The organism is Aeromonas ichthyocola, from assembly GCF_046087985.1.
GTDB lineage: Bacteria > Pseudomonadota > Gammaproteobacteria > Enterobacterales > Aeromonadaceae > Aeromonas > Aeromonas rivipollensis.
In genome coordinates this window covers 326,221-346,558 of the sequence record NZ_JBJSWH010000003.1, presented here as the reverse complement: position 1 = coordinate 346,558, position 20,338 = coordinate 326,221, and the positions used below count along the sequence as shown (strand labels likewise).

Here is a 20,338-nt window from a genome sequence, read left to right as displayed (position 1 = left end):
TTTTTGGTTTGCCTTGTGCCGTTAAGCAAGCTGTTTGCGTCGCAGTGCACCTCTGCAAAGTGCTGTGGAGAGAGCCAGAACATCACCCTTTTTGACTCTCTTTTCCATCCCGCATGTGACCTTTGGTAGGGGGCACCACTGTATAAGGAAACACCTAATGCCAATCATTACTCTGCCTGACGGCAGCCAACGTCAATTTCCCCACGCCGTTTCCGTCATGGACGTCGCCGCCGACATAGGTCCCGGTCTCGCCAAGGCGTGCATTGCCGGCCGGGTGAACGGTGAACTGGTGGATGCGTGCGAGCTGATCGAAGCCGATGCCTCCCTGGCCATCATCACCGCCAAAGACGAAGACGGTCTGGACATTCTGCGCCACTCCTGCGCCCACCTGCTGGGTCATGCCATCAAGCAACTCTGGCCCCAGACCAAGATGGCCATAGGTCCTGTCATCGACAACGGTTTTTACTACGACGTTGATCTCGACCGCACCCTGACCGATGAAGATCTGGCTGCCCTGGAAGAGCGCATGCTGGCGCTGGCCGCCAAGGATTACGACGTCGTCAAGAAGAAGGTCTCCTGGCAGGAGGCGCGCGATGTGTTCGAGGCCCGCGGCGAGACCTACAAGGTCGAGATCCTGGATCAGAACATCGCCCGCGATGACCAGCCCGGTCTCTATCATCACGAAGAGTACGTCGACATGTGTCGCGGCCCCCACGTGCCGAACATGCGTCACTGCCACCATTTCAAGCTGCAGAAGATGTCCGGCGCCTACTGGCGCGGCGACTCCAACAACAAGATGCTGCAGCGCATCTACGGCACCGCCTGGGCCGACAAGAAGCAGCTCAAGGCCTACCTGCAGCGTCTCGAAGAGGCCGCCAAGCGCGACCACCGCAAGATTGGCAAGCAGCTCGACCTGTACCACATGCAGGAAGAGGCCCCCGGCATGGTGTTCTGGCACAACGATGGCTGGACCATCTTCCGTGAGCTGGAAACCTTTATCCGCGGCAAGCTCAAGGAGTACGACTATCAGGAGGTGAAAGGCCCCTTCATGATGGATCGCGTGCTGTGGGAACGCTCCGGCCACTGGGAGAAGTATGCCCAGGCCATGTTCACCACCCAGTCCGAGAACCGCGAGTACGCCATCAAGCCGATGAACTGCCCGGGTCACGTGCAGATCTTCAACCAGGGTCTGAAGTCCTACCGGGACTTGCCCCTGCGCATGGCCGAGTTCGGCTCCTGCCACCGCAACGAACCCTCTGGCTCCCTGCATGGTCTGATGCGGGTGCGTGGCTTCACCCAGGATGACGCGCACATCTTCTGTACCGAAGATCAGATCATGGAAGAGGTCTCGGCCTGTATTCGCATGGTCTATGACGTCTACGGCACCTTTGGCTTCGAAAACATCGTGGTCAAGCTCTCCACCCGTCCGGAGCAGCGCATCGGTTCCGATGAAGCCTGGGATCGCGCGGAAGCCGCCCTGGCTGAAGCCCTGGTGCTCAACGGTCTGAAGTACGATCTGCAGCCGGGGGAGGGGGCGTTCTACGGTCCCAAGATCGAATTCACCCTGCACGATTGTCTTGATCGTGCCTGGCAGTGTGGTACCGTGCAGCTCGATTTTGCCTTGCCGGGCCGTCTTGGCGCCACTTATGTGGGCGAAGACAACGAACGTCACGTACCCGTGATGATCCACCGGGCCATTCTCGGGTCCCTCGAGCGTTTCATCGGTATCCTGACCGAAGAGTACGCCGGACTGTTCCCGACCTGGCTGGCACCGACTCAGGCCGTGGTCATGAATATCACGGATAATCAGGCCGATTATGCGGTGAAAGTTGCCAAGGCATTGAATGATGCGGGCCTTCGCGCAAAAGCGGACTTGAGAAATGAGAAGATTGGCTTTAAAATCCGCGAGCATACTTTGAAGCGAGTGCCTTTCATGCTGGTCTGCGGCGATAAAGAAGTAGAAGCCGGCAAGATTGCAGTACGGACTCGTAAAGGGGCTGACCTGGGTTCTTATCCTGTTGAAGAGCTGATAGCTCTGTTAACCCAGGAAGTTCAGACCCGCGGACAAAAGAAAGTGGAGGAATAAGCTATAAAAGGCGGAAAAAAACTGGGCAAGCAACCGCAAGCCCGCGCTCACCGGATCAATGAAGAGATCCGTCTGAAAGAAGTTCGTCTGACTGGTTTGGACGGTGAGGCCATTGGCATCACTACCATTCAGGATGCACTGAACTTGGCCCTTGAAGCCGGAGTGGATCTGGTCGAGATCAGTCCTAACGCTGAGCCGCCCGTTTGCCGAATCATGGATTACGGCAAATTCCTCTACGAAAAGAGCAAGACCACCAAAGAACAGAAGAAAAAGCAGAAAGTCGTTCAGGTAAAGGAAATCAAATTCCGTCCTGGCACTGACGAAGGCGACTATCAGGTAAAACTACGCAACCTGGTTCGCTTTCTGGAAGACGGGGACAAGGCGAAGGTCACCCTGCGCTTCCGTGGTCGTGAAATGGCCCACCAGGATCTTGGTATCAAGGTTCTGGAGCGAGTCAAGAACGATCTGGAAGAGTTGGCCGTAGTCGAATCGTTCCCGAAAGTCGAAGGCCGTCAAGCTGTGATGGTCCTCGCACCCAAGAAGAAATCTTAAGGCCCACAAGAAATTGACTCATGGGTTCGCCCCATGAGTCGGTTCGCCTTGCGATTTTGTTGTCACTCACAATGCGGAGTATGAAATGCCGAAGATGAAAACCAACCGGGGTGCTGCAAAGCGCTTCAAGAAGACTGGCTCAGGTCGCTTCAAGTGCAAGCACAACCACCTGCGTCACATCCTGACCAAGAAGAGCAGTAAGCGTAAGCGTAAGCTGGGGCCGAAGTTCATGGTTTCTGCTGCCGACCACAAACGTGTTGTCGCTTGTCTGCCGTACGCATAAGGGGGATGTGAAAAATGCCAAGAGTTAAACGTGGTGTGACTGCTCGCGCTCGTCACAAGAAAGTAATGAAAGCCGCCAAGGGTTACTACGGCGCCCGTTCCCGTGTCTACCGCGTAGCGGTACAAGCGGTAACCAAAGCTGGTCAGTATGCCTACCGTGACCGTCGCCAGAAGAAGCGTCAGTTCCGTCAGCTGTGGATTGCGCGTATCAACGCTGCAGCCCGTCAGAACGGTCTGTCCTACAGCCGTCTGATCGACGGTCTGAAGAAGGCTTCTATCGAGATCGATCGCAAGATCCTGTCCGATATCGCCGTTCACGACAAGCTGGCTTTCACCGCCCTGGTTGAAAAGGCCAAAGCAGCTCTGGTTTAATCCGGTTCTGTTATGAAAGATAAAAGGAGGCTCAGGCCTCCTTTTTTGTATCTGTAACTTACTGTTTTACATCATTTTTTCCTTTCTTGTGTCCACATACTGTCCACGCATTTTCTGGATGTGGTCACTCCGAAAGTTGGTTCTATCTCACTTCGAGTTGCAAACGATTGGGTCTCCCCAGTTTGTTACAACAAACATTCAGCGCCTGTTGAACCTGCTCGGCCCTTACGTTTAGAACCCGTTTTTATTCACTTATCCCACCACTCCTTGCTCGGTAAAGTATCCCATTCTCCCAATGGATATTCATGACCATTAAAGCGCAGGGTAGTGCTCAATGTTCTCTGACTTGAAGTTTGGGTGGAACCATCTTGTTCAACGGTCTCGGTTTTCGCTTTGGTTACAATTCTAAGATCGTGTAGCCCGTTGGACATCCCCGGCAGGACTTGGATGTAGGACACTCCCCGTTCTAAATCTATTGCCTCTGGTGAACAAGGCGTGCCTTTTCGTATGTAGGTGTGCAGCATTGGGGCGCCGTTCATGATGTGCTGAAGGGTTCCGTTATGCTTTCGGAAGAGATGCAAGAATCTGGATCTATGACCATCGGCACAAGAGGGGCCATAACCAATATCTAATCTTACGCCAAAGGCCCGTTCTCCTTTGGTCAGTAGGTAGGGTGCAGTATCGAGCCATATACTGGAGCTACCGATACGGATACTGGCATCTTCTTCAATGACCTCTTCAAACCGGTCTCTTACTTGTCCTTGGGAAAATAGTTCTACTCGCCAGAGACTTATGGGGAGAGACATATCATTATTCTGTTTCCCATTATTTGGGAAAATGTATGAGATTAAGGTTACCTCTGGCTGGTTTGGCAACGTCTTGCAGGCACTGGCTGTCAGCTCGGTGTTTGAAGGCAAACTAGTCTTGATAGCCGCTAGTTGATTGGATGAGCAGATTTGTTCTCCTTCAGCCCGTGCGCCAAAGCTGATCCCCTGTAGCAGCAGCGTTGCTATCGTTGCACATACCAGCGATTTTGTTATCCCCATAGCTTTTACCTACCATTTTTGCGCTTTATAGATTGTTGAGTTTTATGCGGGCTGGCACTTTAACAATGTTTTGGGGGTTGTGCGAGTCCATATGGTTGGGGGTAGCAGACCGTACAATCGTGAAGGGATGAAAGCACCAAGATTGAGCGATGCAATGAAAAAATTCATTAAACAGATGATTGCCGACAGCACTTAACTATCTGAAAAAAAGGCTTTTTTCGCTATCCCCTCGCAACAAGCGAGATCCTTTTCCCATCGTTCGAATACCCACGAAAAGTACGCCACTCCCAATATATTCAATGGGTTACCTTTCCAGTGCCGCTATCCAGAGCCACACCAAACTGTAAAACCCCGCAAAAAAGATCCTTCTTTACAGATCCTCAACGCTCTGTGGATCCTTGATGTGGCGCGGTCTGGCCCTATGGTTTTGCGGTAATCCACTTTTGCAAAAATTTTTCTTGATGAACCCCGCAGGCGGGAGCGGATGAGCGCGGATTCCGTGACGCAGACGCGGCGGTGGGCGTCGCTGCCGTGTGCTGGGAGGCTGTGAGCGTGCGTAGGCTTCACGTATGATGCAGCGCTGCCCGATGGCTGCCTCTTCATGCGGCACTATTCCCTGGCCATGCTCAGGCGCTGTCAGGCAGATAGAAGAAGGCCCCACGGTGTGGGGCCTTCTTCGTATTAGTTATGTTCTACGACTTGTTAACAGTTAACTGCATACACATATCTGGTGTTACTGCGTGGTGAAGACCAGCACACTAGGAACTGCGGCAACGATAGCTGTAGTTGTTCAAAAAATCAGCATGACGCTGGCTTTCTTCATTCTGTATTCTTTCTATCTTTTAGTAATTTGCACTCATCAACTGATATTGCATAAACTTGATAAGAGTTCCAACGGGAAACTCGTCTTAGATCCTGACACTCTACGTAAAGTTCAGATTTAACACTTAATTTAATCTTGGTAGCAAAGGTTAAGATAGGCGCGATGGCGAAAATGACAATTAGCACACCCCGTTGAAAAAGCTTGTCTGGATTTCCAATCTTTGCTACTGACATTAACACATGAACAATCAGTACAATGCCAACTAGCGGAGCACAGTAAGACGCCCAAATATTAGCTATGCCACTAACCCTAAACGATGCAGACCCATTAGATAAAGTGGCATACAAATCATCTGATACCTGTTCAAACCCGAACCAGATAAAAGCTGCGGCAATGATTAGTCTTATGATATGAATCACTCGGCCAACCTCTTAAGCGAGTTGCCAATCTCATCTGAGAATCCATAACGCTCATCAAATGCATCTAGCTCCCGACCCATAAAGAAAGAACCAAATGCAAAGAGAGCACCTGTTACCAAGATTCCTGATACCGGTAGTGTCGCAACGACTAGAGACATGGTTACTAGCGTTGTCATCCCCTTGATGATGTCACCAGAACTATTACCAACGAACTCAGCTAAAGTCGCTTCATCACGTAAGATGAAATCAGCAGCATTCACTCCAACAGCAAAGGCAATTTCTATCCCAGCATTTACTTTGACCCACCGAGCAGCACCTTTAACATCAGTTAAACCGATACCGATTTGAACAACTCGTGGATTACTCGATTTCCATTTGTTCCCTTTCATCAAGGTTTGAGCATGGCGGCGATAGTTCTTGATGATCACATAATCAATGCCATTGATATTCTTGGCATATGAAATAACGCCTAACCCACCTAAACCTTTGGCAGTTTGGGCAGCCGTTTTAACTCCATCTACCAAGTCGTGATAGCTCTTTGTCGTACTTACTGCATCCTTACCACCAATCTCAGAGTAGAGCGTTTGTAGTAGCTCTTTAGCCTCAGCCAATGAGAGTACCGCAATATCCGTTGGGGCCGTAGTGTATACAACTTCTAGCGTCTTACCTTGGGCAAAGTCATAGGGAGGCCAATAGGCATTCTTTGCCGGGATCTCTACAGGCGGGGCAGGTTGCGGAGCTAGCGCAGCTCGTCCTGCTGGTGCTTGGTCACCAATCACTACTGTTCCAGAGCCAATGATCACACCACCACAGTCAACTGCGCCACCAGTTAAGGCCGCAGGTTTGCCATTGATAAGGACGGTAGAGGAACCGGATGCAATCGATCTGGGGTGTGGTGGATTGTTTGGTTTGTCATGTGGGGCCAAGGGATCACCAACACGGGCTGCGGGTATTCCGTCTATGAATACATCCGGTGAACCAGCAATGATGGCAGTGGGATGAAACCCATCATGATCTGTTCCAATATCCCCTACTTTCGCAGCTTTTTTTGTCATCTGGATTCCTCATCGACACGAACAAAATATGCTTACGATATCATGGGTGCAAATGCGACCCTAGATGCATGCTTCTGATTTTGTGCAGCCTGCGACAAAAAAACGTCACAGATAAGATCAATGAGGATTTGGGATCCCTTAGTAACGATTACAGCTGGTAGGCTATCGACTCTGTTGGCGAAGGAGAGCTCTTTGAGATTATGAAAGAAGCGGTTAAGGCGAAGTTTGAATGACTACTGTGCATGTTTCATGGCAGATGCGGGCCAGTGGATTGGTTGTCGCGTTATTCGGGATCGGTGGCGTTTGGATGGCCATTATATTTGGTGCTGAATTCTTGGATTTGCTTGCACTGACACCTGCAGATCCATTGCGAATGAATGACTGGCGGGGCTGGTTTGCCATCTTCATCGGTTTACTTGCGACTCCCTTTATGCTGTATGCCGGTGGGAGATTGATGTTTTCCATAGCCATGCCGGAGCCAGACCTTTCTTCAACGACCGTTAAGCGACGGGGGATCATTGTCATTTCTCTGATGATTGTTGCTGCTGTTCTGGGACTGCTGACGCAAAAAATCAGTATGTCGAGTATTGAACGTTTGGGATGGGAGCAGTGCTACGTCAAACAGACGAGCTGGCGATTTGGCAAGGAGATCTATTCTCAAAATTGTAAAGCACATGGTCTTATGAAACTGGACCATGCGTTAGACAGACTCTCTTTGGAAGCACTGAAAGAGAAGTTAAACAAAGAGATGTTTGAGCAAAAATGAGAAAGGGCCTTAAAGGCCCTTTGTTTTATTCGATGATGGGAGAGAGCTGGCTGGCCAGTTGCTTGGCTTGTTGGCCATGTCCCGTTATGGCCGCGCTGTTCCCTGGTGCGGGTCCGCTGCCGTGGGTATGGCCAGCCGTGGCGGCGGCCAGTTGCTCCACCACGTTCATCAGTTGCAGCAGTAGCCGGAAGATGTTCACGCTATCCGTTCCCACCCAGGAGCGGGGCGCTTCCAGGTGCTGAAGTTCGCCGGCGACCGCCCGGCGCAGTTGTCCTACCACCTCGACCAGATCCCCGGCCGTGGTCTGGCTTAGATTGCCGAGGCACCCCAGGGTGAGATCGTCGCCGGCCAGCAGCTCCATGGCCCCCAGCGTCTCGATGAGCTTGAACCCGCCCACCTCCTCGATGCTGTGCTGCGCCACCTGCAGCCGATGCTGGCCATGGTCCCCCAGGTAGTCATCGCTTTGGTGGTGCATCTGGAGAGCCTGGTCGTGCAGGCGGCGGTCGGTGTGGCGGATGAGGTTCCCCACGGTATCGGTGCGGTTGAACACCTCAGCCCGTTGCTGCTGCAGTTGCTCGCCCGGGGTGATGTCGGGCAAGGCCCAGCCGCTGCCGAGCACGGTGCGGATAAAGGGCCGGTCGGCCCGGCCGAAGGCGAACCCCAGCTCAACCAGGGTCCCCTCGATGGGGAACTGCAGCAGGCCCTGCTCCTGCCCGCCGAGCAGCACCGGCAGCGGTACCGCCCGATACGGCGGGGCTGCCTTGTCCGGCTGGCCATCCTCACCCAGCAGTTGCACATCCACCGCGTAGCGCGGGCGAAAGGGATCATTGAGCTGGCCGGCAGTGGCCTGATCGCTTACCGCCTCGACCCGCCCTAACTTGGGTAGGTGCATCTTGTCCGCCAGCTCCGGGAACTCGCCCTCTATCTTGCGCCGCTCCGGCGACTTCACCGGTTTGCCGGGTGTCGCCGTGGTCAGGGTCATCTCGTCTCCCCTGAGGCGCACTCGCATTACCCGCTTGCCGTTGATGATGGCCCCGGGTCGGATGGCCGGCACCGGTGACAGGGTGAGGGTGTCGCCCGCCTGGCGCCCTGACCAGGCGGGATCGAGCGTCACCACCTTGTCATGCCAGCGGCTATGGGCGTGGCTCCCCACGTAGATGGCGCCATCCGGTTGCTGGTACCAGACAAAATCCGGCACCTCGAAGGCGCGCCCGGCGTTATCGAGCAACTGATAGCCGGTGCCGGCGCTGGTGAAGTTGGGGATAGGCCGGTCGGTGTAGTCTGCCCCCTGGGGCAGCAGGAAGGTGAGCCCGCAGCGGTCGGTCAGCCAGGCCAGCAGGCCGCGCAGGGTGGCATGCTGCTGGCTGATGGGCAGGCGTGATCCCAGGGCACCGGCGAGCTCCCGGCACAACAGCTTGCTGGCACCGTTGGCGGCGGGCTGTACGTCGTACACGTAGCCCGTGAACCAGCGCCGCAAGTCGCCGTTATAGCCGGTGTCCAGGGTGAAGGTCTGCCCCTTGAGAGCGGAGCCCTCGATGGTGAGGGCGGCGCGGCCGCCGGCGTTGAGGTCCAGCACCAGATCATGGTCGATGAGGTGCACCGGCTGGCCGGCGAGGGTCAGTGAGGTGGTCAGTTTCATGCCAGCATGTCATCCATCGGTTGGAGCACGTAACGCTCGAAGCTGCTGAGGTCTGGTGCCTCGTCCCCCGTTCCTTTGCTGCCGGGCTTGGCGGCGCTGGTGTTTGCAGTGCCCTGGCCCACGGTCGGGGCGTGCTTGGGCAAACGCTGCTCGCGCTTCTCCGGTACCGAATTGAACTCCTTCAAGGTGAATTGCACCTGCCAGGCCAGCAGCCCCTCTTGTTCGCTTGCGGTGATACGTCCGGCGAACCTCGCCTGGCGAACCTTCACCGACTTGGCCAACAGCGACCCGACCCGGTAGATGTGGCGCTGACCACCGTTTTCCTTGGCGTCAGCCAGCTCAAACAGCCGACTGAGCATGCGTTCCTCCTTGAACGGGATAAGGCCGGATACGTCGAGCTCCTTGGCCTTGGCTCCCTGCTCGGCGCTGCTGGTCGAGCTGGTCTGGCCGCTCTGGTCCTTGTCCTGAAACTGCATCGATGCGGAGACTCGCATCGACTTCATGGTGATGGGCTCGCCATCCAGAGTCAGCATGGCTTGGCTCATGGGGTCAACTCCTGCCAGAAGGTGAGCGGGGAAGGGGAGAGCAGCAGAGCGCCGACCGCCATGCTCATGCTGTGGTCGGGGGGCGTGCTCTGCCCGAGTTGGGTAGCGAGGCTCGCCGTATCTCCTTGGCCTTGCCAGTGCCAGAGCGTGCCGGACAGCTTGCCCAGCTCGGCCAGGGCGGTGGCCAGCGCATCGAGGCGGGCGGTGCGGCGCCCGGCGAGCCCCTGCAGCTTGTCGATGGGGCTCTGGCTATCCCGGGCAAGGCTCTCCAGTTGGGCCAGCTCCGCGCCAAGTGCCGCCCTGGTAGGGCGCAGCGGGGCCCAGCAAAGGGGCTCCCCGGCGCGCCAGCGTGGCACCCTGGCGGCGGTGGGCTGATGCATGGTGTCACTGCTGGCCGTGAGGCGGCGCAGGGTGGCGCACCACTCCGGCAGCGGCAGCAGGGCGCAGAGGGGCGCCAACTGTCTGGCCAGGTCTTCGGCGCTGTTGCCGGTCACTAGCCAGGCGAGAGCATGCTGCTGCCCGGTGGGCAGGCGTGGGTCGGCGCCATCCTGCAGCTTGGCGGCCAGGACCGCCACCGCGTTGGGGGCGGACAGATGGTACTGGTTGCCCTGCGGTTGGCCCACCCCGTGCTGGTATGGGGTGACGGCGAGGCAGTAGCCATTTACCAGCAACCGGTCGAGTTCGGCCCGCAGAGTGGTCAAGCCCCCGGCCACTTCGCTAAGCGGGTGGCGCCGATACTGGGCCCGCGCGGCCACTCCCTGCAGTCGGCCCATGGCGCTCGCCTGGCTCGCCGGAAGCTGCCCCAGCACCTCCCGGGCGCGGGTGTGTATGCTGCCGGCACTGGCGGGCCAGCGCAGCGCCCCTTGGACCCAACTCATTGGGGCATCTCCGGCCAGATGATCGAGGTTGGCCAACCCTCGCTTTGCGGCAGACGGTAGAGCGCGACCCGGTACTGCTGCCAGGCGGTGAGCTGTTCGCGCTCGGTGTCGCTGATGATGCCCAGCTTGTCGGCATCCTCCAGCGGGGCCATGGCTAAGGTGGCCTGTTTCAGCTTGCCATCAAGACGAGCTCGCTGTTCGGCCTCGCTCGGGGGGGGCTGGGTGACCACCTCAACGGGGCCAAACTCGCCGAATACTGCCCGGCTGTAGAGCTCACGCCCGTGGGCCTCGGGGTCATCTTTGCGGGCGGTAAACTGCACGGGCTCAGGGAGGTGAGCAAATAGCACGTCTAGCGTGATGGTCTCGGTGTCGGCCTCGGGGTGGCGCGGGTTATGGGCGCCAATAACTTCAATGCTGCTCATCAAGTTCTCCACGTTCACGCAATCCGGATCCACAGGGTGCACGGATAACCATAGTTTTGATCTGCTACGCAGTAGCCTAGGCATTTCCACGTCCCGGCAGGAGCGCTGTTGTGGTATTTCACATTGTCTCCACTAGACCAACGCAAATTGCTGCCAGCCGTAGTACTGCCCGGTCCAAATGTACTGCCTGTTCTGTTGTTGAAAAAACCATACGTCCCCACCTGCCCATAGCTGCCCGCGACGATATCGGCGTTACCTTGCGCGGCGATGTGGGTATGGGCCGCCGGTGGCATGGTGGTGGGCTTGCCGCTGACTTCGCCCCAGGCAGGCCAGCGGGTGGCTTGAGCCGGTGCACCTGTGATCTGGGCCCACGGGTGGCTGTGGGCACTGGGCGGCATGGTGGCGGGCTTGCCGGTTACCTCTGCCCAACTGGGCCAGCGTGTCGTTTGCACCGGTGCCCCGGTGATCTGGCTCCATGGGTGGGCGTGGCTTGCGGCGGCGGCCCCCAGCTCGGCCAGGCTCGGCTTGTTGCCGGTGTTGTAATCCCGGGTCCAGGGTGTCCAGGCGCCGGTGCTGTACTGCGCCCTGCGCCAGACCCGGCTGGAGTTGTAGACCAGGTAGGTCTGCTGGGGGCCAGCACCGTAGCTGACGATGAGTACACCAGCGCTGTTCTCCGGGTAATGACGTGCGGGGGAGGTGTTGGCGTTGGCATGCTGGGCATACACCTTGGGTTCTTTCAGGGTGTCGAGGTCTTCGGTTCCCAGATTGATGGGGTTGAGCCAGGAGCCCGGGTGGTTGTGGTTAGCCGCGGCCAGATCCGGTTTCGCGGTGACCTCCGCCCAGCTAGGCCAGCGGCTGGCGGTGGCTGGCACGCCGTCCAGTTCGGACCAGTGATGGCGATGGCTGCCGGCCTTGATCTCCACCGCGATATTGACGTCCTGGGCACCCTCCAGGATCCCCTTGCCAGCAACATCCCCGGAGAGCTCGATGGTGCGCTTGCGGCGCAGGTCGGTGACGCTGCCGTCGCTGTTGATGTTGGCGACCTGGGCCACGTGGTGCTGATAGCCGTTGCCGTCCACATAGTCGGTGAGGGGCGGTACGCTCAGGGTGAGGGTGAAGTGATTCACCCAGGCATTGAGCAAAGAGCCCGCCCGGTAGATGTCGAGCCAGAGCCCCACCGGCTTGGCGCCGGGGGTGACCTTCCTGATTTCGTCGAGCTGGGCGCGCAGGCCACCCACATAGGCCACCCCGGGCTGCACCTTGTAGACGCCGGCCTCATTCACCAGCTTGAAGCCGTCGCCGTAGAAGGTGGCCGGCCCGAAGAACTGCAGCGCCTGCAGGCGCAGGTCGTCGTCCATCCCGCACAGGCGGGCGGCATAGTCAATCTGCCAGGTGCTGGCATCCACGTGGGTGGCGGTGGCCTCAGAGGCCCGGTCGTACTCCATCAGCATGGACTTGACCAGACTGTTGCCGGTCTGGCCGGTGGCCTCATTGGTCTTGAGCTTGGTCTCCAGCCCCTTGTGCACAATCATCCCCACCATGCCGCTGGCCTTGTTGATGAGGTACAGGGCATTGAAGCTGAAATCGCCGATGGTGGTGTCCATCACGATGGTGTAGGCCACCGCGTCGTTGTTGATGCGGCCGCGTTGATCTACGGCGCGGCGATGCACGATCTGGCCCGCCGGTGGCAAGCCGAGATCCGGGCTTATCGGCTGGTTCGGGTCCAGGCCTGGGATGTTGGCCAGCACGAACTCATCGAGCACCACCGGCGTCTGGTTGGCGAGGCTCGCCTGCAGGTAGCTGGCGAAAGCGTTGGTAATGATCTGGCTCATGGGTTCCTCTTGAGTGTCGCGCCGAACACCTGCTGACCCATGTCGATGCGACCGGGGCGCAGGGTGGCGGTGACCGGGTAAATCACCTGGAAGCGGTAGCGGCGGCAGGTGCGGCCATAGTGTTGGATGAGGGTTTCCATCAGTTGCTGGTTGCTCGCGATGGCGCTATCGGTCACCTCGATGGTGATGACGTCCCAGGGCGTGCCGGTCTGGCGTTCGTGGATGTCGCACCAGCCAATGCCCAGGCGCTCGAAGATGCGTTTGAAGCCCGCCACTTCGCCGGCGTCCCGGGCGTTCACAAAGGCGAACTTGACCCGCTTGCGAAAGAGCGGCAGCGGCTCGCCGTTGAAGCGAGCGATGTCCCGCTCCCAGGCCAGCAGGGCCAGCAGGGACTCCGAGCAGGTCAGCGGATCTTGCTGAGCTAGCGGCAGCAGCAGCCAGCCCTTGAGCCGTTGCCAGAAGGCGTTGATGCCCTTGGCCAGGAACCCCGGCTCGGCATGGGCCGGGCTGATGGTGTAGCCATCTTCCCACCAGGGGGCGCTAGCATCCGGTAGCACTGGCGCCTGCCGCTCGTGCTCAAGGGGCGTCGGGTCAGTCATGCAGGGTCACCTCCAGCGAGCTCAGGCGAGGGATGGCGAGCCCCGCGACGATGTCACTCTCGCCAAAGCACAGGCTCAGGAGCTGCGGGAGCTGGCTGTGCAGCTCGCGGCCGAGCTGGGAGAGCGAGAAGCGCGAGCGTGGCCAGGTGCGGGTGACGGCCGGGAAGTCTGCCGACTGGCGAAACGCCGCCCTGACCAGGTTCTCGGCGCCGGCTTTGAGCGCGGCCCGCTGTTCGTCAGTGAGGTTGGCCTGTGGCCAGAGCGCCAGGGTGAGACTGTGCTGGGTCTCGGGGATGCTCATCACGAACAGATCATCCCCGTGGCCATGGTTGCCCTGGCGGCCCACGTAGTCGTTGAGCTGATTGATGAGGCTGGCCGGGGTGGCCCCCACCTCCAACAGGATGTAAGCGTTGGCGGTACCGGGCCCCCGCGGGGCGTCGTGCTCGAAGAAGATGTGATCGGCGCGGATCCCCGCCACGCTCGCCAGCATGGAGCGGTAAATCGCGTCGATGTGGTAGCGCCCCACTGCCGAGAACTGGTTCTGGATGCGCAGGCCGAGCGCGTCGTTGCTCTCGACGTCGCTGCCCTGGGTGGTGATCCACTCCTTGTCATCGTTACGGGCTGAGAGGATGCCGGTCACCGGTTCGCTCAGCAGGTTGTAATACCCCGGTGCAAGGTTCCAGGCTGCACCGGCGAGCTCTGCCTCGCACACCACCCGGGCCACCGCTTCCCCGGCGGGGCTCACCACCGCCTGCAGGGGGCGCAGGCGATAGATGGTGCCGTTGATGCGCTCGGTGGTGACCCAGATGTCGGCCGGGATGGTGACGGCGTCGCTCGGGTTGGCCTTGACGAAGTTGACCAGGCCCCGGGTCTTCTGGGCCGCCTTGCGGGTGAGATCCACATCCCAGGCCTTGAGGTCGAGATAGGCATCGGTGGCGGTCGCCGCGAAGGTGTTGGGCAGCACGTGGCCCGCCAGCAGGGTGCGGATAAGCCAGAGGGCCGGGGTGATGACCACGCCGCGTACCAGCCGCCAGAAGGGGCTCACATCGCTGTCGTTGGTGATGAGGGAGCCAGCGGCCACCACCTCCTTCTTGAGCTCGGCCTCCATGGCCGCCTCGGTGGTCGGCACGCCAGCCTCGGCCAGCAGTGCCATAAAGTCCACGGTCGGGCGCAGGTTCACAGGGTTACCTCCAATTCGCCGAATTCATAGGTGCGGGCGGTGACCAGCACCCGGTCGGGGGCCTCTTCGCTGATGAAGATGGTGCCGGGCACCAGCCGCTCGTCCTCTTCAACCAGCAGCTCAATCTCGGTCATCACGTCGCTGCGCAGGGTCGGGCTGCGCTCGCCGATAAGCTTGCGGGCGAGCCCGGATTCCATGATGCGGTGCTTGATGTCCTGACCGATGCTGTGCCGGTCCTGGGTGGTGCGGGGCTGGCCGCCGGCATCGAGTTGCCAGGCGCCGCTCACCACCAGGATGTCGATGTACTTGGGTTCGCTCATCACTTGGTCTCCAGCCAGGCGTTTTCGGCCAGCTGCTCCGGGGTCATGGGATTCTGGTTGGTGATGTGCACCTCGCCGATGTGCAGGGACTTGGCGGGTTTCTGGTTGGCAGCGCTCGCCGCCGCGTTGGCCTGGATCAACTGCTGGCCCAGCCCGCCGGCCGGCACCTTGCTCTGCTCCGGCTGGCGATAGCGGGCGAGGGGAGCGGTGATCGAGGCCTGTTGCTGCTCTGCCGCCATGGGGGCGCTGACCGTCCCCGGCATGACCGGGAGGGGGAGCGGGGTGAGCGCGGGCATCTGTAGGTCCGGCATGCTGCCGAGCTCGATATTGACCCCCGGGATCAGGTTGAGCTTCTCGATCAGCCAGTCCACCGCCCGCCCCAGCAACTGGAAGGGGCTCAGGTTGCCGAGCAGTTGCATGAAGCTGGCCCAGCCAGCGGCGGCTCCGTCGATCATGCTCTGGATGGCGTCGAACACGCCCCAATCCGCCAGGGTCCTCTTGAGGTCGTCCCAGTAGTAGATCGCCAGCCCAATAGCCCCGACGAGCAGCCCGCCGACCGCATAGGCCAGCAGCACGGCCGGGTTCGCGGCCATCATGATGTTGATGGCCAGCAGGATGGCGCGAAAGGCAACCAGCCCGGCCTTGAGCAGGTTGAGCGGGGCGATCAGAAGCGACCAGGCGATGCCGAGCCCCAGGGTGGCCAGCTTGGCCACGCCAGCGACCAGAAGCCAGGCACCAGTCACCATGCCGAGGCCCACGATGGCCAGCAGGGCATAGCTCACCGCCCGGGTGAGGTTCGGGAAGAGGTGGGTCCAGCGCAGCATGGTGTCGGCGCCGTCGGCAAAGACCCCCACCACCTTGTTGATGGCTGGCAGCACCACCCCAAAGGCGGCGGCCCTGATGGCGAACCATCCTTGCGTCACCCGTTCCCACTGGTCGGTCATTGATGCGGCCATTTGCTCGGCCTTGCCCATGCCGTGGGTGTTGCCCAGGGCGTTGATGTTGGTGGAAAGGGCTTTGGTATTGGTCATCAGGAGTTTGACCATGGCCACCGCCTCATCCGAGCCAAACGCTTTCTTGAGCTCGTCCCCCTCGGCCACGCTCAGGGTCTCGCCATAGCGGGCCTTGAGTTTGTCGAGGATGGTGAGCACCGGCAGCATGTTGCCCGCCGCGTCGGTGAACTTCATGCTGAGCGCCTTCTGAGCGCCACCGACACCAGCAAGGAAGGACTTGAATTTGGTCCCGGCCTCGCCGCCGCTCATGGTGGCCTGTAGTTGGCCCAGCACGGCGAACTGTTCATCCATCGACACACCGGCCGCCGTGGCGTTGGCACCGATGGCCCCGAAGGCATCGGCCATGCCCTGGCCGGTGGTCTTGAACAGTTGAACCGCCAGCGCCGTCTTGCCGGCCACATCCTCCACCCAGTTTGCCTTGCCCATCTGCTTGGCCTGCTGCTCGAAGATGCCGTACATGGTGCCCATGTAGTTGGTGATGGTGGCGGTGTCGGCCTTGGTGGCCTTGGCCAAGGTAGTGGATGCGCGAGTGAAGGCGGGCAGCTCGTTGCCCTCCAGCCCGGCGATGGCGGATTGGATGTCGTAGGAGGAGCGGACAATCTCGGTGGCCGAGTTGCCATACTGCACGGACAACTTGAGGGCTTCCCGGCCGAGCGCGCCGAGCACGTCCTTTTGCACATCGAGGGACGCCACCTCGGAGAGGGCCCGGTCCATTTCGATGGCAGGGCCGAGGGCCGCCTGCACCGCCAGCCCGCCGGCGGCCAGGGTGGTGGCCCCCATGGCCATGTTGCTCCAGCCCTGGCGGCCCGCCTTGCTGACCTTGTCCATCTGGGCATTGATGCCGGCAAGGGGCTTGGTGACCTGGTCAACCAGGGCCACCTGCATCATCAATTTTTCCATCCAGGCCATCAGTCGTTACCCGTTCAGTGCTTTGGTAATGCCCTCGGCCACGGCGGCGGCGTTGGACTCCCGGTGTTGTTTGTCTAACCAGATGGCGCGAGCCAGGCTGTCGAGGTCGTCCTCTTCATGGGGCAGGTAGTAGCGCCGCAGCGCCAGCACCTGCTCCAGTTGATTGCGCTCGATGGCCTCGGCGCGCGCGGTCAGTTTTTTACGGTGATCTCCAGGGTGGGGGCGAACTGCTCGTTAATGGCGCCCGCCAACTGCAGGGCGGCGCCCGGGCGCTTGAGCAGCTCATCCAGTGCGGCCCTGCTCTCCTGGCAGACGATCTTCTTGAGGTAGTTGTGGGCCGGCGCCACCTTGTCGCTCGGCATCATGTCGTTGATGAAGCCGTTGTAGGCGGTCATGGTCGGTTCAAAGCTGATGTCGGTACCGGCCACAGTCAGGGTCAGGGTCTTGCTCATGGGGTTGTGTCCTCTTGGGTTATCCAGTTGTTCAGGGTGGTAATCTGGGTTTGGCAGCGGCGCAGCGCCGTCTGCAGGATGGGGATAAACCGCACGGCATCGCCGTAGGTGCTCCCCGTGAATTCAGGCTCCGGGCAGTGGGGCACCAGTCCCGGCGGTGGTAGCCGCTTGACCACCCGGGTTTGCACCACGGTCGTGGGTTGGCTGGAGCAGGCGCAGAGCGCCAGCAGGCAAAGGCTCGCGAGCGCAATCCGGGCGGCCCGCCGGCGGCGTGGCCAGGGCTTGTTGCAGGTCATCGGTGGTCTTCCTGTTCTGGCTGTCGAGTTCGGCCAATGAAGCGTTCTGGTGGTCGAGCAGTTGGCGCAGGGCGCTGTCTTCTTGTCGCAGCGTCTTGAGCACAGTGCCCATCTGGTCGTTGGCCTCTCGCAGGGTGGTAATGGTCTCGTTGGCGGTGGCGAGCTCCCTGGTGCGCTGGGTGAGCAGCTCCCCCTGGGCAAACAGCAAGCAGCCAATCACCAGCACCAGGACCAGCAGCACATTGGAGAGCAGTGCCTTGAAGGTGCTCGCGCCAGACCCCGCCGAACTCGGTGAATTTGGCCAGCAGGTCGGCCAGCTGGTGCTCGCGCTGGCCGAAACCGGCCCCCGGCAGGCTGGCCCAGATGTTGGCGCACTTGGCCACCGCTTGGGGGATTCGTCCTTTAAGCACATCGTCCAGCGCCTTGCGTTCGCGAATAAGCTGGATAGCCCAGGCATCTTGCGACGCGGGGCCAAAGTCCGGCAGCCCGAGCTGGTCGCGGTAGTGGGTCCAGTGCTTTGACAGGAACTGATAACGGCCGGCGGCGGTACTGACTAGTCCGGGGCGGACGATGACAGACACATTGGGGTGGGTGCTGTAGTCACCGAAGAACCCCGCCGGATTGACCAGCTTGTTGTAGCCGTCATCACCCCGGCCCTTGGTGCCTTCGGCATAGGCCAGCATGTCGAGAAACGCGGCCACCTGCGGGTGGCAGTGACTACGCGGCATCGTTGTTCCCCCTTTTGTTCAGCACGGTCTTGGCCTTTTCGTGCATGATGTCCACTCAAGCAGCCCCACCACGCCACCGATAAACGGGGCCGCCTCATAGGGGACGCCGAGCAGGGTGGTGCCCGACGCCGCGGCCAGGGTGATCAGGCCGCACAGGGTGGATTCGATCAGGCGGCGGCGCCCGCTGCCGCCGTCATAGGTGATGCGCATGAAGGAGATGCTCAGCGCCAGCAATGCCCCGGACACGGCGGGCCAGTTGTCCATCAGCCAGGCCATCAGGGCGGCCCAGAGGGTGGGGTCTTTGTTCGGCATAGGGTTCATATCCCGTTCTCGTTATTGCCCGCGTCGCAAGGCGGGTCTGGCAGGGGACGCACAGGCGCACCCCGGGTACGTGGCGGCGGCGCCCCTCGGGGATGTCGTCGTCGCACTCTTCGCACTGGTGCAGGCTCTCCCCCTGGTAGTGCCCCTTGCCCACCTGGTTGGCCAGTTGGACCGCCAGCATGCGGGCGGCGTGGCGGGTGGCGCGGTCGATGTCGTCCAAGCGTCCCCCTTAACCCAGCAGGTGGCGGGTGTCTTCCTTGGAGAGGTAAGGCACGCCATTGAGGTGAACGAAGTCGGGGGAGGTCACAAAGCCTTTCACCTTGTGCACGCTCTTGCTGCCCCCCTTGGGATCGATGTCGAGCAGGTCGGAGACCAGCAGCTTCACCCCGAAGGCCTCCACCTTCATGGTCTCGGTGCCGGTGTCGGCGTAGAACAGCACGTCGTCCGGCTCCATTCCGCGCCAGCTACCGGCCCGTTTGGCGGCGTCGGCCAACTGCGAGAAGTTCTTGGTGTCGAGCTCGAACTCCAGCTCGGCGGCGACATCGCCATCGACGAAACCGTCCGGGATCCCCCGGGTTTGCGCCACGGCGCTGTTGTCGGTGATGGAGAGGCTGGCCTTTTCGATGTGGACCATGGCCCCCAGGAGGGTGGTGTCAAAGCTGGCACCGGAGATACGACGGGTCATGGGTTAGCCCTCCCCATTGTTGAGGCTCAAATCGAGCATGATGTTGACGGTGATCCCCTTGGGGCAGTCCACGGTGCGCACCACCACAAACACCGAGACCAGGTTCTTGGCGACCCACTGAATGCGGATGTCGCCATCCTGGGGGGAGGCGATGTCGCCCGGGAACGGCTGGCCGTTGATGGTGGTGGCCTTGGCCATCTCCCGCAGATCCTTGCCGAAGTAGGTGATGGCGGCGGCGGTGCTGCCCGGGGTGGAGTTGAACGAGCGATCCCCAATGCGGGCGATAGCGCGCAGGCGCATCCGGCGCGCCACCTTGTAGGCAATGCGCAGGTTTTCGATCACCTGGTAGTCGCCGCCCTCGGCGTCCAGGGTGCGGCCATCGGCCCAGTAGATCCCGTCATAGTCCGGGTACCACATCGGCACCGAATAGCGGTTGGCCTCCAGGGTCTGCAGGGTGGCCAGCGGCAGCGGGATCCCGTCCTTGTCCACCGGCTTGTTGCCAAGACCCAGCAGGGCACCGGTCTTCACCCTGCAGGGGCTGTCGGCGATGCTCACCGCACGGTTGCACAGGCGGCCCGCGTAGGCGCCAGCCAGGGTCGGCCAAAGCTGCGGGATCAGGGAGACCGAGCTCGCCGCGATGCCGTCCTGCAGGGTGGCCAGCTCGGCCTCGTAGGTGGACCAGTCCTGTTCGTCGGCGATGGCCGGCACGGCCAGCAGCATGAACTGCCAGCGCCCCCATTTGGCGATCAGCTCCTGGTTGAGGGCGTGGGCGGCGTTGATGGCCCCCTGGTCCCACTCCTGCCCCAGCACCACGACCCCTTCAAACGACTGGGTCTGCTGGGCGTCGCGGGCCGCGTCCAGCCAGGGCTTGTCGGTGGGCAGGACATAGGCCGCCGCCGACCAGTTCTGGCCAGCGTTATCACGGGCGGCCAGCAGGTTGGCCTTGAGCTCGCTGTCCGCGCGGTACCGAGCAACTGATCAAAGTCGGATTGGGCGTTGAGGGAGAGCAGCTTGCCGGTGTTGCTGGCGGCGCTGCCGATGAACAGCAGGTGGCGCTCGACCTCGGTCACCGGCCCCTGCATCTGGTTCAAGTTGTTGATCTGTACGTAAGGCCACAT

23 protein-coding genes and 3 pseudogenes are annotated in these 20,338 nt (G+C 60.3%); 6 read left to right on the top strand and 20 right to left on the bottom strand.

What is annotated here, in order from left to right; translation table 11 throughout:
• Nucleotides 1–157: 157 nt before the first annotated feature.
• From thrS to rplT, 4 genes are all read left to right on the top strand, one after another.
• Nucleotides 158–2,086, top strand: coding sequence for a threonine--tRNA ligase (thrS, locus tag ACF2JD_RS10425; protein ID WP_043131783.1), 1,929 nt, complete (start codon nt 158–160; stop codon nt 2,084–2,086).
• A 3-nt stretch (nt 2,087–2,089) separates the two neighbouring features.
• Nucleotides 2,090–2,638, top strand: coding sequence for a translation initiation factor IF-3 (infC, locus tag ACF2JD_RS10420; protein ID WP_041204270.1), 549 nt, complete (start codon nt 2,090–2,092; stop codon nt 2,636–2,638).
• 85 nt (nt 2,639–2,723) lie between these two features.
• Nucleotides 2,724–2,921, top strand: a complete 198-nt coding sequence (rpmI, locus tag ACF2JD_RS10415) for a 50S ribosomal protein L35 (RefSeq protein ID WP_005315535.1) — start codon at nt 2,724–2,726, stop codon at nt 2,919–2,921.
• A 14-nt stretch (nt 2,922–2,935) separates the two neighbouring features.
• Nucleotides 2,936–3,292, top strand: a complete 357-nt coding sequence (gene rplT / locus ACF2JD_RS10410; RefSeq protein WP_010674800.1) for a 50S ribosomal protein L20 — start codon at nt 2,936–2,938, stop codon at nt 3,290–3,292.
• A 248-nt stretch (nt 3,293–3,540) separates the two neighbouring features.
• Here rplT and ACF2JD_RS10405 read toward each other — a convergent pair whose 3' ends face one another.
• From ACF2JD_RS10405 to ACF2JD_RS10395, 3 genes and pseudogenes are all read right to left on the bottom strand, one after another.
• The gene (locus ACF2JD_RS10405; protein ID WP_440987370.1) at nt 3,541–4,338 is read right to left on the bottom strand and encodes a PA3715 family protein; all 798 of its coding nucleotides are present in this window, start codon (nt 4,336–4,338) and stop codon (nt 3,541–3,543) included.
• A gap of 819 nt (nt 4,339–5,157) precedes the next feature.
• Nucleotides 5,158–5,580, bottom strand: coding sequence for a hypothetical protein (locus ACF2JD_RS10400; protein WP_440987369.1), 423 nt, complete (start codon nt 5,578–5,580; stop codon nt 5,158–5,160).
• 782 nt (nt 5,581–6,362) lie between these two features.
• Nucleotides 6,363–6,635 (bottom strand): annotated as a pseudogene (locus ACF2JD_RS10395) (type VI secretion system PAAR protein); the annotation flags it as partial.
• 229 nt (nt 6,636–6,864) lie between these two features.
• Between ACF2JD_RS10395 and ACF2JD_RS10390 the strand changes: the two are divergent.
• The gene (locus ACF2JD_RS10390) at nt 6,865–7,401 is read left to right on the top strand and encodes a hypothetical protein (protein ID WP_440987368.1); all 537 of its coding nucleotides are present in this window, start codon (nt 6,865–6,867) and stop codon (nt 7,399–7,401) included.
• 25 nt (nt 7,402–7,426) lie between these two features.
• Here the strand turns inward: ACF2JD_RS10390 and ACF2JD_RS10385 are convergent, their stop codons facing one another.
• Genes ACF2JD_RS10385 through ACF2JD_RS10325 form a run of 13 tightly spaced genes read right to left on the bottom strand, consistent with a single transcriptional unit; the run spans nt 7,427 to nt 17,727 of the window.
• Nucleotides 7,427–9,040, bottom strand: coding sequence for a hypothetical protein (locus tag ACF2JD_RS10385; protein ID WP_440987367.1), 1,614 nt, complete (start codon nt 9,038–9,040; stop codon nt 7,427–7,429).
• Nucleotides 9,037–9,585 carry a baseplate complex protein gene (locus tag ACF2JD_RS10380; RefSeq protein ID WP_440987366.1) on the bottom strand — a complete coding sequence of 183 codons (549 nt, stop codon included), beginning with the start codon at nt 9,583–9,585 and terminating at the stop codon, nt 9,037–9,039. Before ACF2JD_RS10380 ends, ACF2JD_RS10385 begins: the two co-directional genes overlap by 4 nt.
• Nucleotides 9,582–10,463: a hypothetical protein gene (locus ACF2JD_RS10375; protein WP_440987365.1), complete on the bottom strand. Its 882-nt coding sequence runs from the start codon at nt 10,461–10,463 to the stop codon at nt 9,582–9,584. Before ACF2JD_RS10375 ends, ACF2JD_RS10380 begins: the two co-directional genes overlap by 4 nt.
• Nucleotides 10,460–10,885 carry a tail fiber assembly protein gene (locus tag ACF2JD_RS10370; RefSeq protein WP_440987364.1) on the bottom strand — a complete coding sequence of 142 codons (426 nt, stop codon included), beginning with the start codon at nt 10,883–10,885 and terminating at the stop codon, nt 10,460–10,462. The genes ACF2JD_RS10375 and ACF2JD_RS10370 overlap by 4 nt, the downstream gene beginning before the upstream one ends.
• A gap of 14 nt (nt 10,886–10,899) precedes the next feature.
• The gene (locus ACF2JD_RS10365) at nt 10,900–12,717 is read right to left on the bottom strand and encodes a phage tail-collar fiber domain-containing protein (RefSeq protein ID WP_440987363.1); all 1,818 of its coding nucleotides are present in this window, start codon (nt 12,715–12,717) and stop codon (nt 10,900–10,902) included.
• Nucleotides 12,714–13,316 carry a phage tail protein gene (locus ACF2JD_RS10360; protein WP_440987362.1) on the bottom strand — a complete coding sequence of 201 codons (603 nt, stop codon included), beginning with the start codon at nt 13,314–13,316 and terminating at the stop codon, nt 12,714–12,716. Before ACF2JD_RS10360 ends, ACF2JD_RS10365 begins: the two co-directional genes overlap by 4 nt.
• Nucleotides 13,309–14,496 (bottom strand): baseplate J/gp47 family protein, encoded by a 1,188-nt coding sequence (locus ACF2JD_RS10355; RefSeq protein WP_440987361.1) that lies wholly within the window; start codon nt 14,494–14,496, stop codon nt 13,309–13,311. Before ACF2JD_RS10355 ends, ACF2JD_RS10360 begins: the two co-directional genes overlap by 8 nt.
• Entirely contained in the window at nt 14,493–14,816 is a 324-nt protein-coding gene (locus ACF2JD_RS10350) for a DUF2590 family protein (RefSeq protein WP_440987360.1), read from the bottom strand. The genes ACF2JD_RS10355 and ACF2JD_RS10350 overlap by 4 nt, the downstream gene beginning before the upstream one ends.
• Nucleotides 14,816–16,738, bottom strand: coding sequence for a phage tail tape measure protein (locus tag ACF2JD_RS10345; protein ID WP_440987359.1), 1,923 nt, complete (start codon nt 16,736–16,738; stop codon nt 14,816–14,818). Before ACF2JD_RS10345 ends, ACF2JD_RS10350 begins: the two co-directional genes overlap by 1 nt.
• A gap of 6 nt (nt 16,739–16,744) precedes the next feature.
• Nucleotides 16,745–16,888, bottom strand: a complete 144-nt coding sequence (locus ACF2JD_RS10340; protein ID WP_440987358.1) for a DUF6890 family protein — start codon at nt 16,886–16,888, stop codon at nt 16,745–16,747.
• Nucleotides 16,889–16,929: 41 nt separating this feature from the next.
• Nucleotides 16,930–17,190: a putative phage tail assembly chaperone gene (locus ACF2JD_RS10335; protein ID WP_218291356.1), complete on the bottom strand. Its 261-nt coding sequence runs from the start codon at nt 17,188–17,190 to the stop codon at nt 16,930–16,932.
• The gene (gene lysC / locus ACF2JD_RS10330; RefSeq protein WP_440987519.1) at nt 17,187–17,417 is read right to left on the bottom strand and encodes an Rz1-like lysis system protein LysC; all 231 of its coding nucleotides are present in this window, start codon (nt 17,415–17,417) and stop codon (nt 17,187–17,189) included. The genes ACF2JD_RS10335 and lysC overlap by 4 nt, the downstream gene beginning before the upstream one ends.
• Nucleotides 17,314–17,727, bottom strand: a complete 414-nt coding sequence (locus ACF2JD_RS10325) for a hypothetical protein (RefSeq protein WP_440987518.1) — start codon at nt 17,725–17,727, stop codon at nt 17,314–17,316. The genes lysC and ACF2JD_RS10325 overlap by 104 nt, the downstream gene beginning before the upstream one ends.
• Nucleotides 17,728–17,743: 16 nt before the next feature.
• Here ACF2JD_RS10325 and ACF2JD_RS22595 point away from each other — a divergent pair, with 16 nt between their 5' ends.
• A complete protein-coding gene (locus ACF2JD_RS22595; protein ID WP_456305324.1) occupies nt 17,744–18,007 on the top strand; it encodes a hypothetical protein in 264 nt (87 codons plus the stop codon).
• A gap of 196 nt (nt 18,008–18,203) precedes the next feature.
• On the opposite strand, the pseudogene ACF2JD_RS10315 reads toward ACF2JD_RS22595, so the two are convergent.
• The 4 genes and pseudogenes from ACF2JD_RS10315 to ACF2JD_RS10300 form a co-directional block, all read right to left on the bottom strand.
• A pseudogene (locus tag ACF2JD_RS10315) lies at nt 18,204–18,526 on the bottom strand (phage holin, lambda family).
• A complete protein-coding gene (locus tag ACF2JD_RS10310; protein WP_440987357.1) occupies nt 18,408–18,755 on the bottom strand; it encodes a TraR/DksA family transcriptional regulator in 348 nt (115 codons plus the stop codon). Before ACF2JD_RS10310 ends, ACF2JD_RS10315 begins: the two are co-directional and overlap by 119 nt.
• 9 nt (nt 18,756–18,764) lie before the next feature.
• Entirely contained in the window at nt 18,765–19,220 is a 456-nt protein-coding gene (locus tag ACF2JD_RS10305; RefSeq protein ID WP_440987356.1) for a phage protein, read from the bottom strand.
• Nucleotides 19,221–19,223: 3 nt separating this feature from the next.
• Nucleotides 19,224–20,338, bottom strand: a pseudogene (locus ACF2JD_RS10300) (DUF2586 domain-containing protein).

Bases quoted from the DNA above. Each gene is read 5' to 3' on its own strand.
- thrS (WP_043131783.1), top strand. From the start codon at position 158: ATGCCAATCATTACTCTGCCTGACGGCAGCCAACGTCAATTTCCCCAC.
- rpmI (WP_005315535.1), top strand. From the start codon at position 2,724: ATGCCGAAGATGAAAACCAACCGGGGTGCTGCAAAGCGCTTCAAGAAG.
- rplT (WP_010674800.1), top strand. From the start codon at position 2,936: ATGCCAAGAGTTAAACGTGGTGTGACTGCTCGCGCTCGTCACAAGAAA.
- ACF2JD_RS10405 (WP_440987370.1), bottom strand. From the start codon at position 4,338: ATGGGGATAACAAAATCGCTGGTATGTGCAACGATAGCAACGCTGCTG.
- ACF2JD_RS10390 (WP_440987368.1), top strand. From the start codon at position 6,865: ATGACTACTGTGCATGTTTCATGGCAGATGCGGGCCAGTGGATTGGTT.
- ACF2JD_RS10385 (WP_440987367.1), bottom strand. From the start codon at position 9,040: ATGAAACTGACCACCTCACTGACCCTCGCCGGCCAGCCGGTGCACCTC.
- ACF2JD_RS10380 (WP_440987366.1), bottom strand. From the start codon at position 9,585: ATGAGCCAAGCCATGCTGACTCTGGATGGCGAGCCCATCACCATGAAG.
- ACF2JD_RS10375 (WP_440987365.1), bottom strand. From the start codon at position 10,463: ATGAGTTGGGTCCAAGGGGCGCTGCGCTGGCCCGCCAGTGCCGGCAGC.
- ACF2JD_RS10370 (WP_440987364.1), bottom strand. From the start codon at position 10,885: ATGAGCAGCATTGAAGTTATTGGCGCCCATAACCCGCGCCACCCCGAG.
- ACF2JD_RS10365 (WP_440987363.1), bottom strand. From the start codon at position 12,717: ATGAGCCAGATCATTACCAACGCTTTCGCCAGCTACCTGCAGGCGAGC.
- ACF2JD_RS10360 (WP_440987362.1), bottom strand. From the start codon at position 13,316: ATGACTGACCCGACGCCCCTTGAGCACGAGCGGCAGGCGCCAGTGCTA.
- ACF2JD_RS10350 (WP_440987360.1), bottom strand. From the start codon at position 14,816: ATGAGCGAACCCAAGTACATCGACATCCTGGTGGTGAGCGGCGCCTGG.
- ACF2JD_RS10345 (WP_440987359.1), bottom strand. From the start codon at position 16,738: ATGGCCTGGATGGAAAAATTGATGATGCAGGTGGCCCTGGTTGACCAG.
- ACF2JD_RS10335 (WP_218291356.1), bottom strand. From the start codon at position 17,190: ATGAGCAAGACCCTGACCCTGACTGTGGCCGGTACCGACATCAGCTTT.
- ACF2JD_RS10305 (WP_440987356.1), bottom strand. From the start codon at position 19,220: ATGACCCGTCGTATCTCCGGTGCCAGCTTTGACACCACCCTCCTGGGG.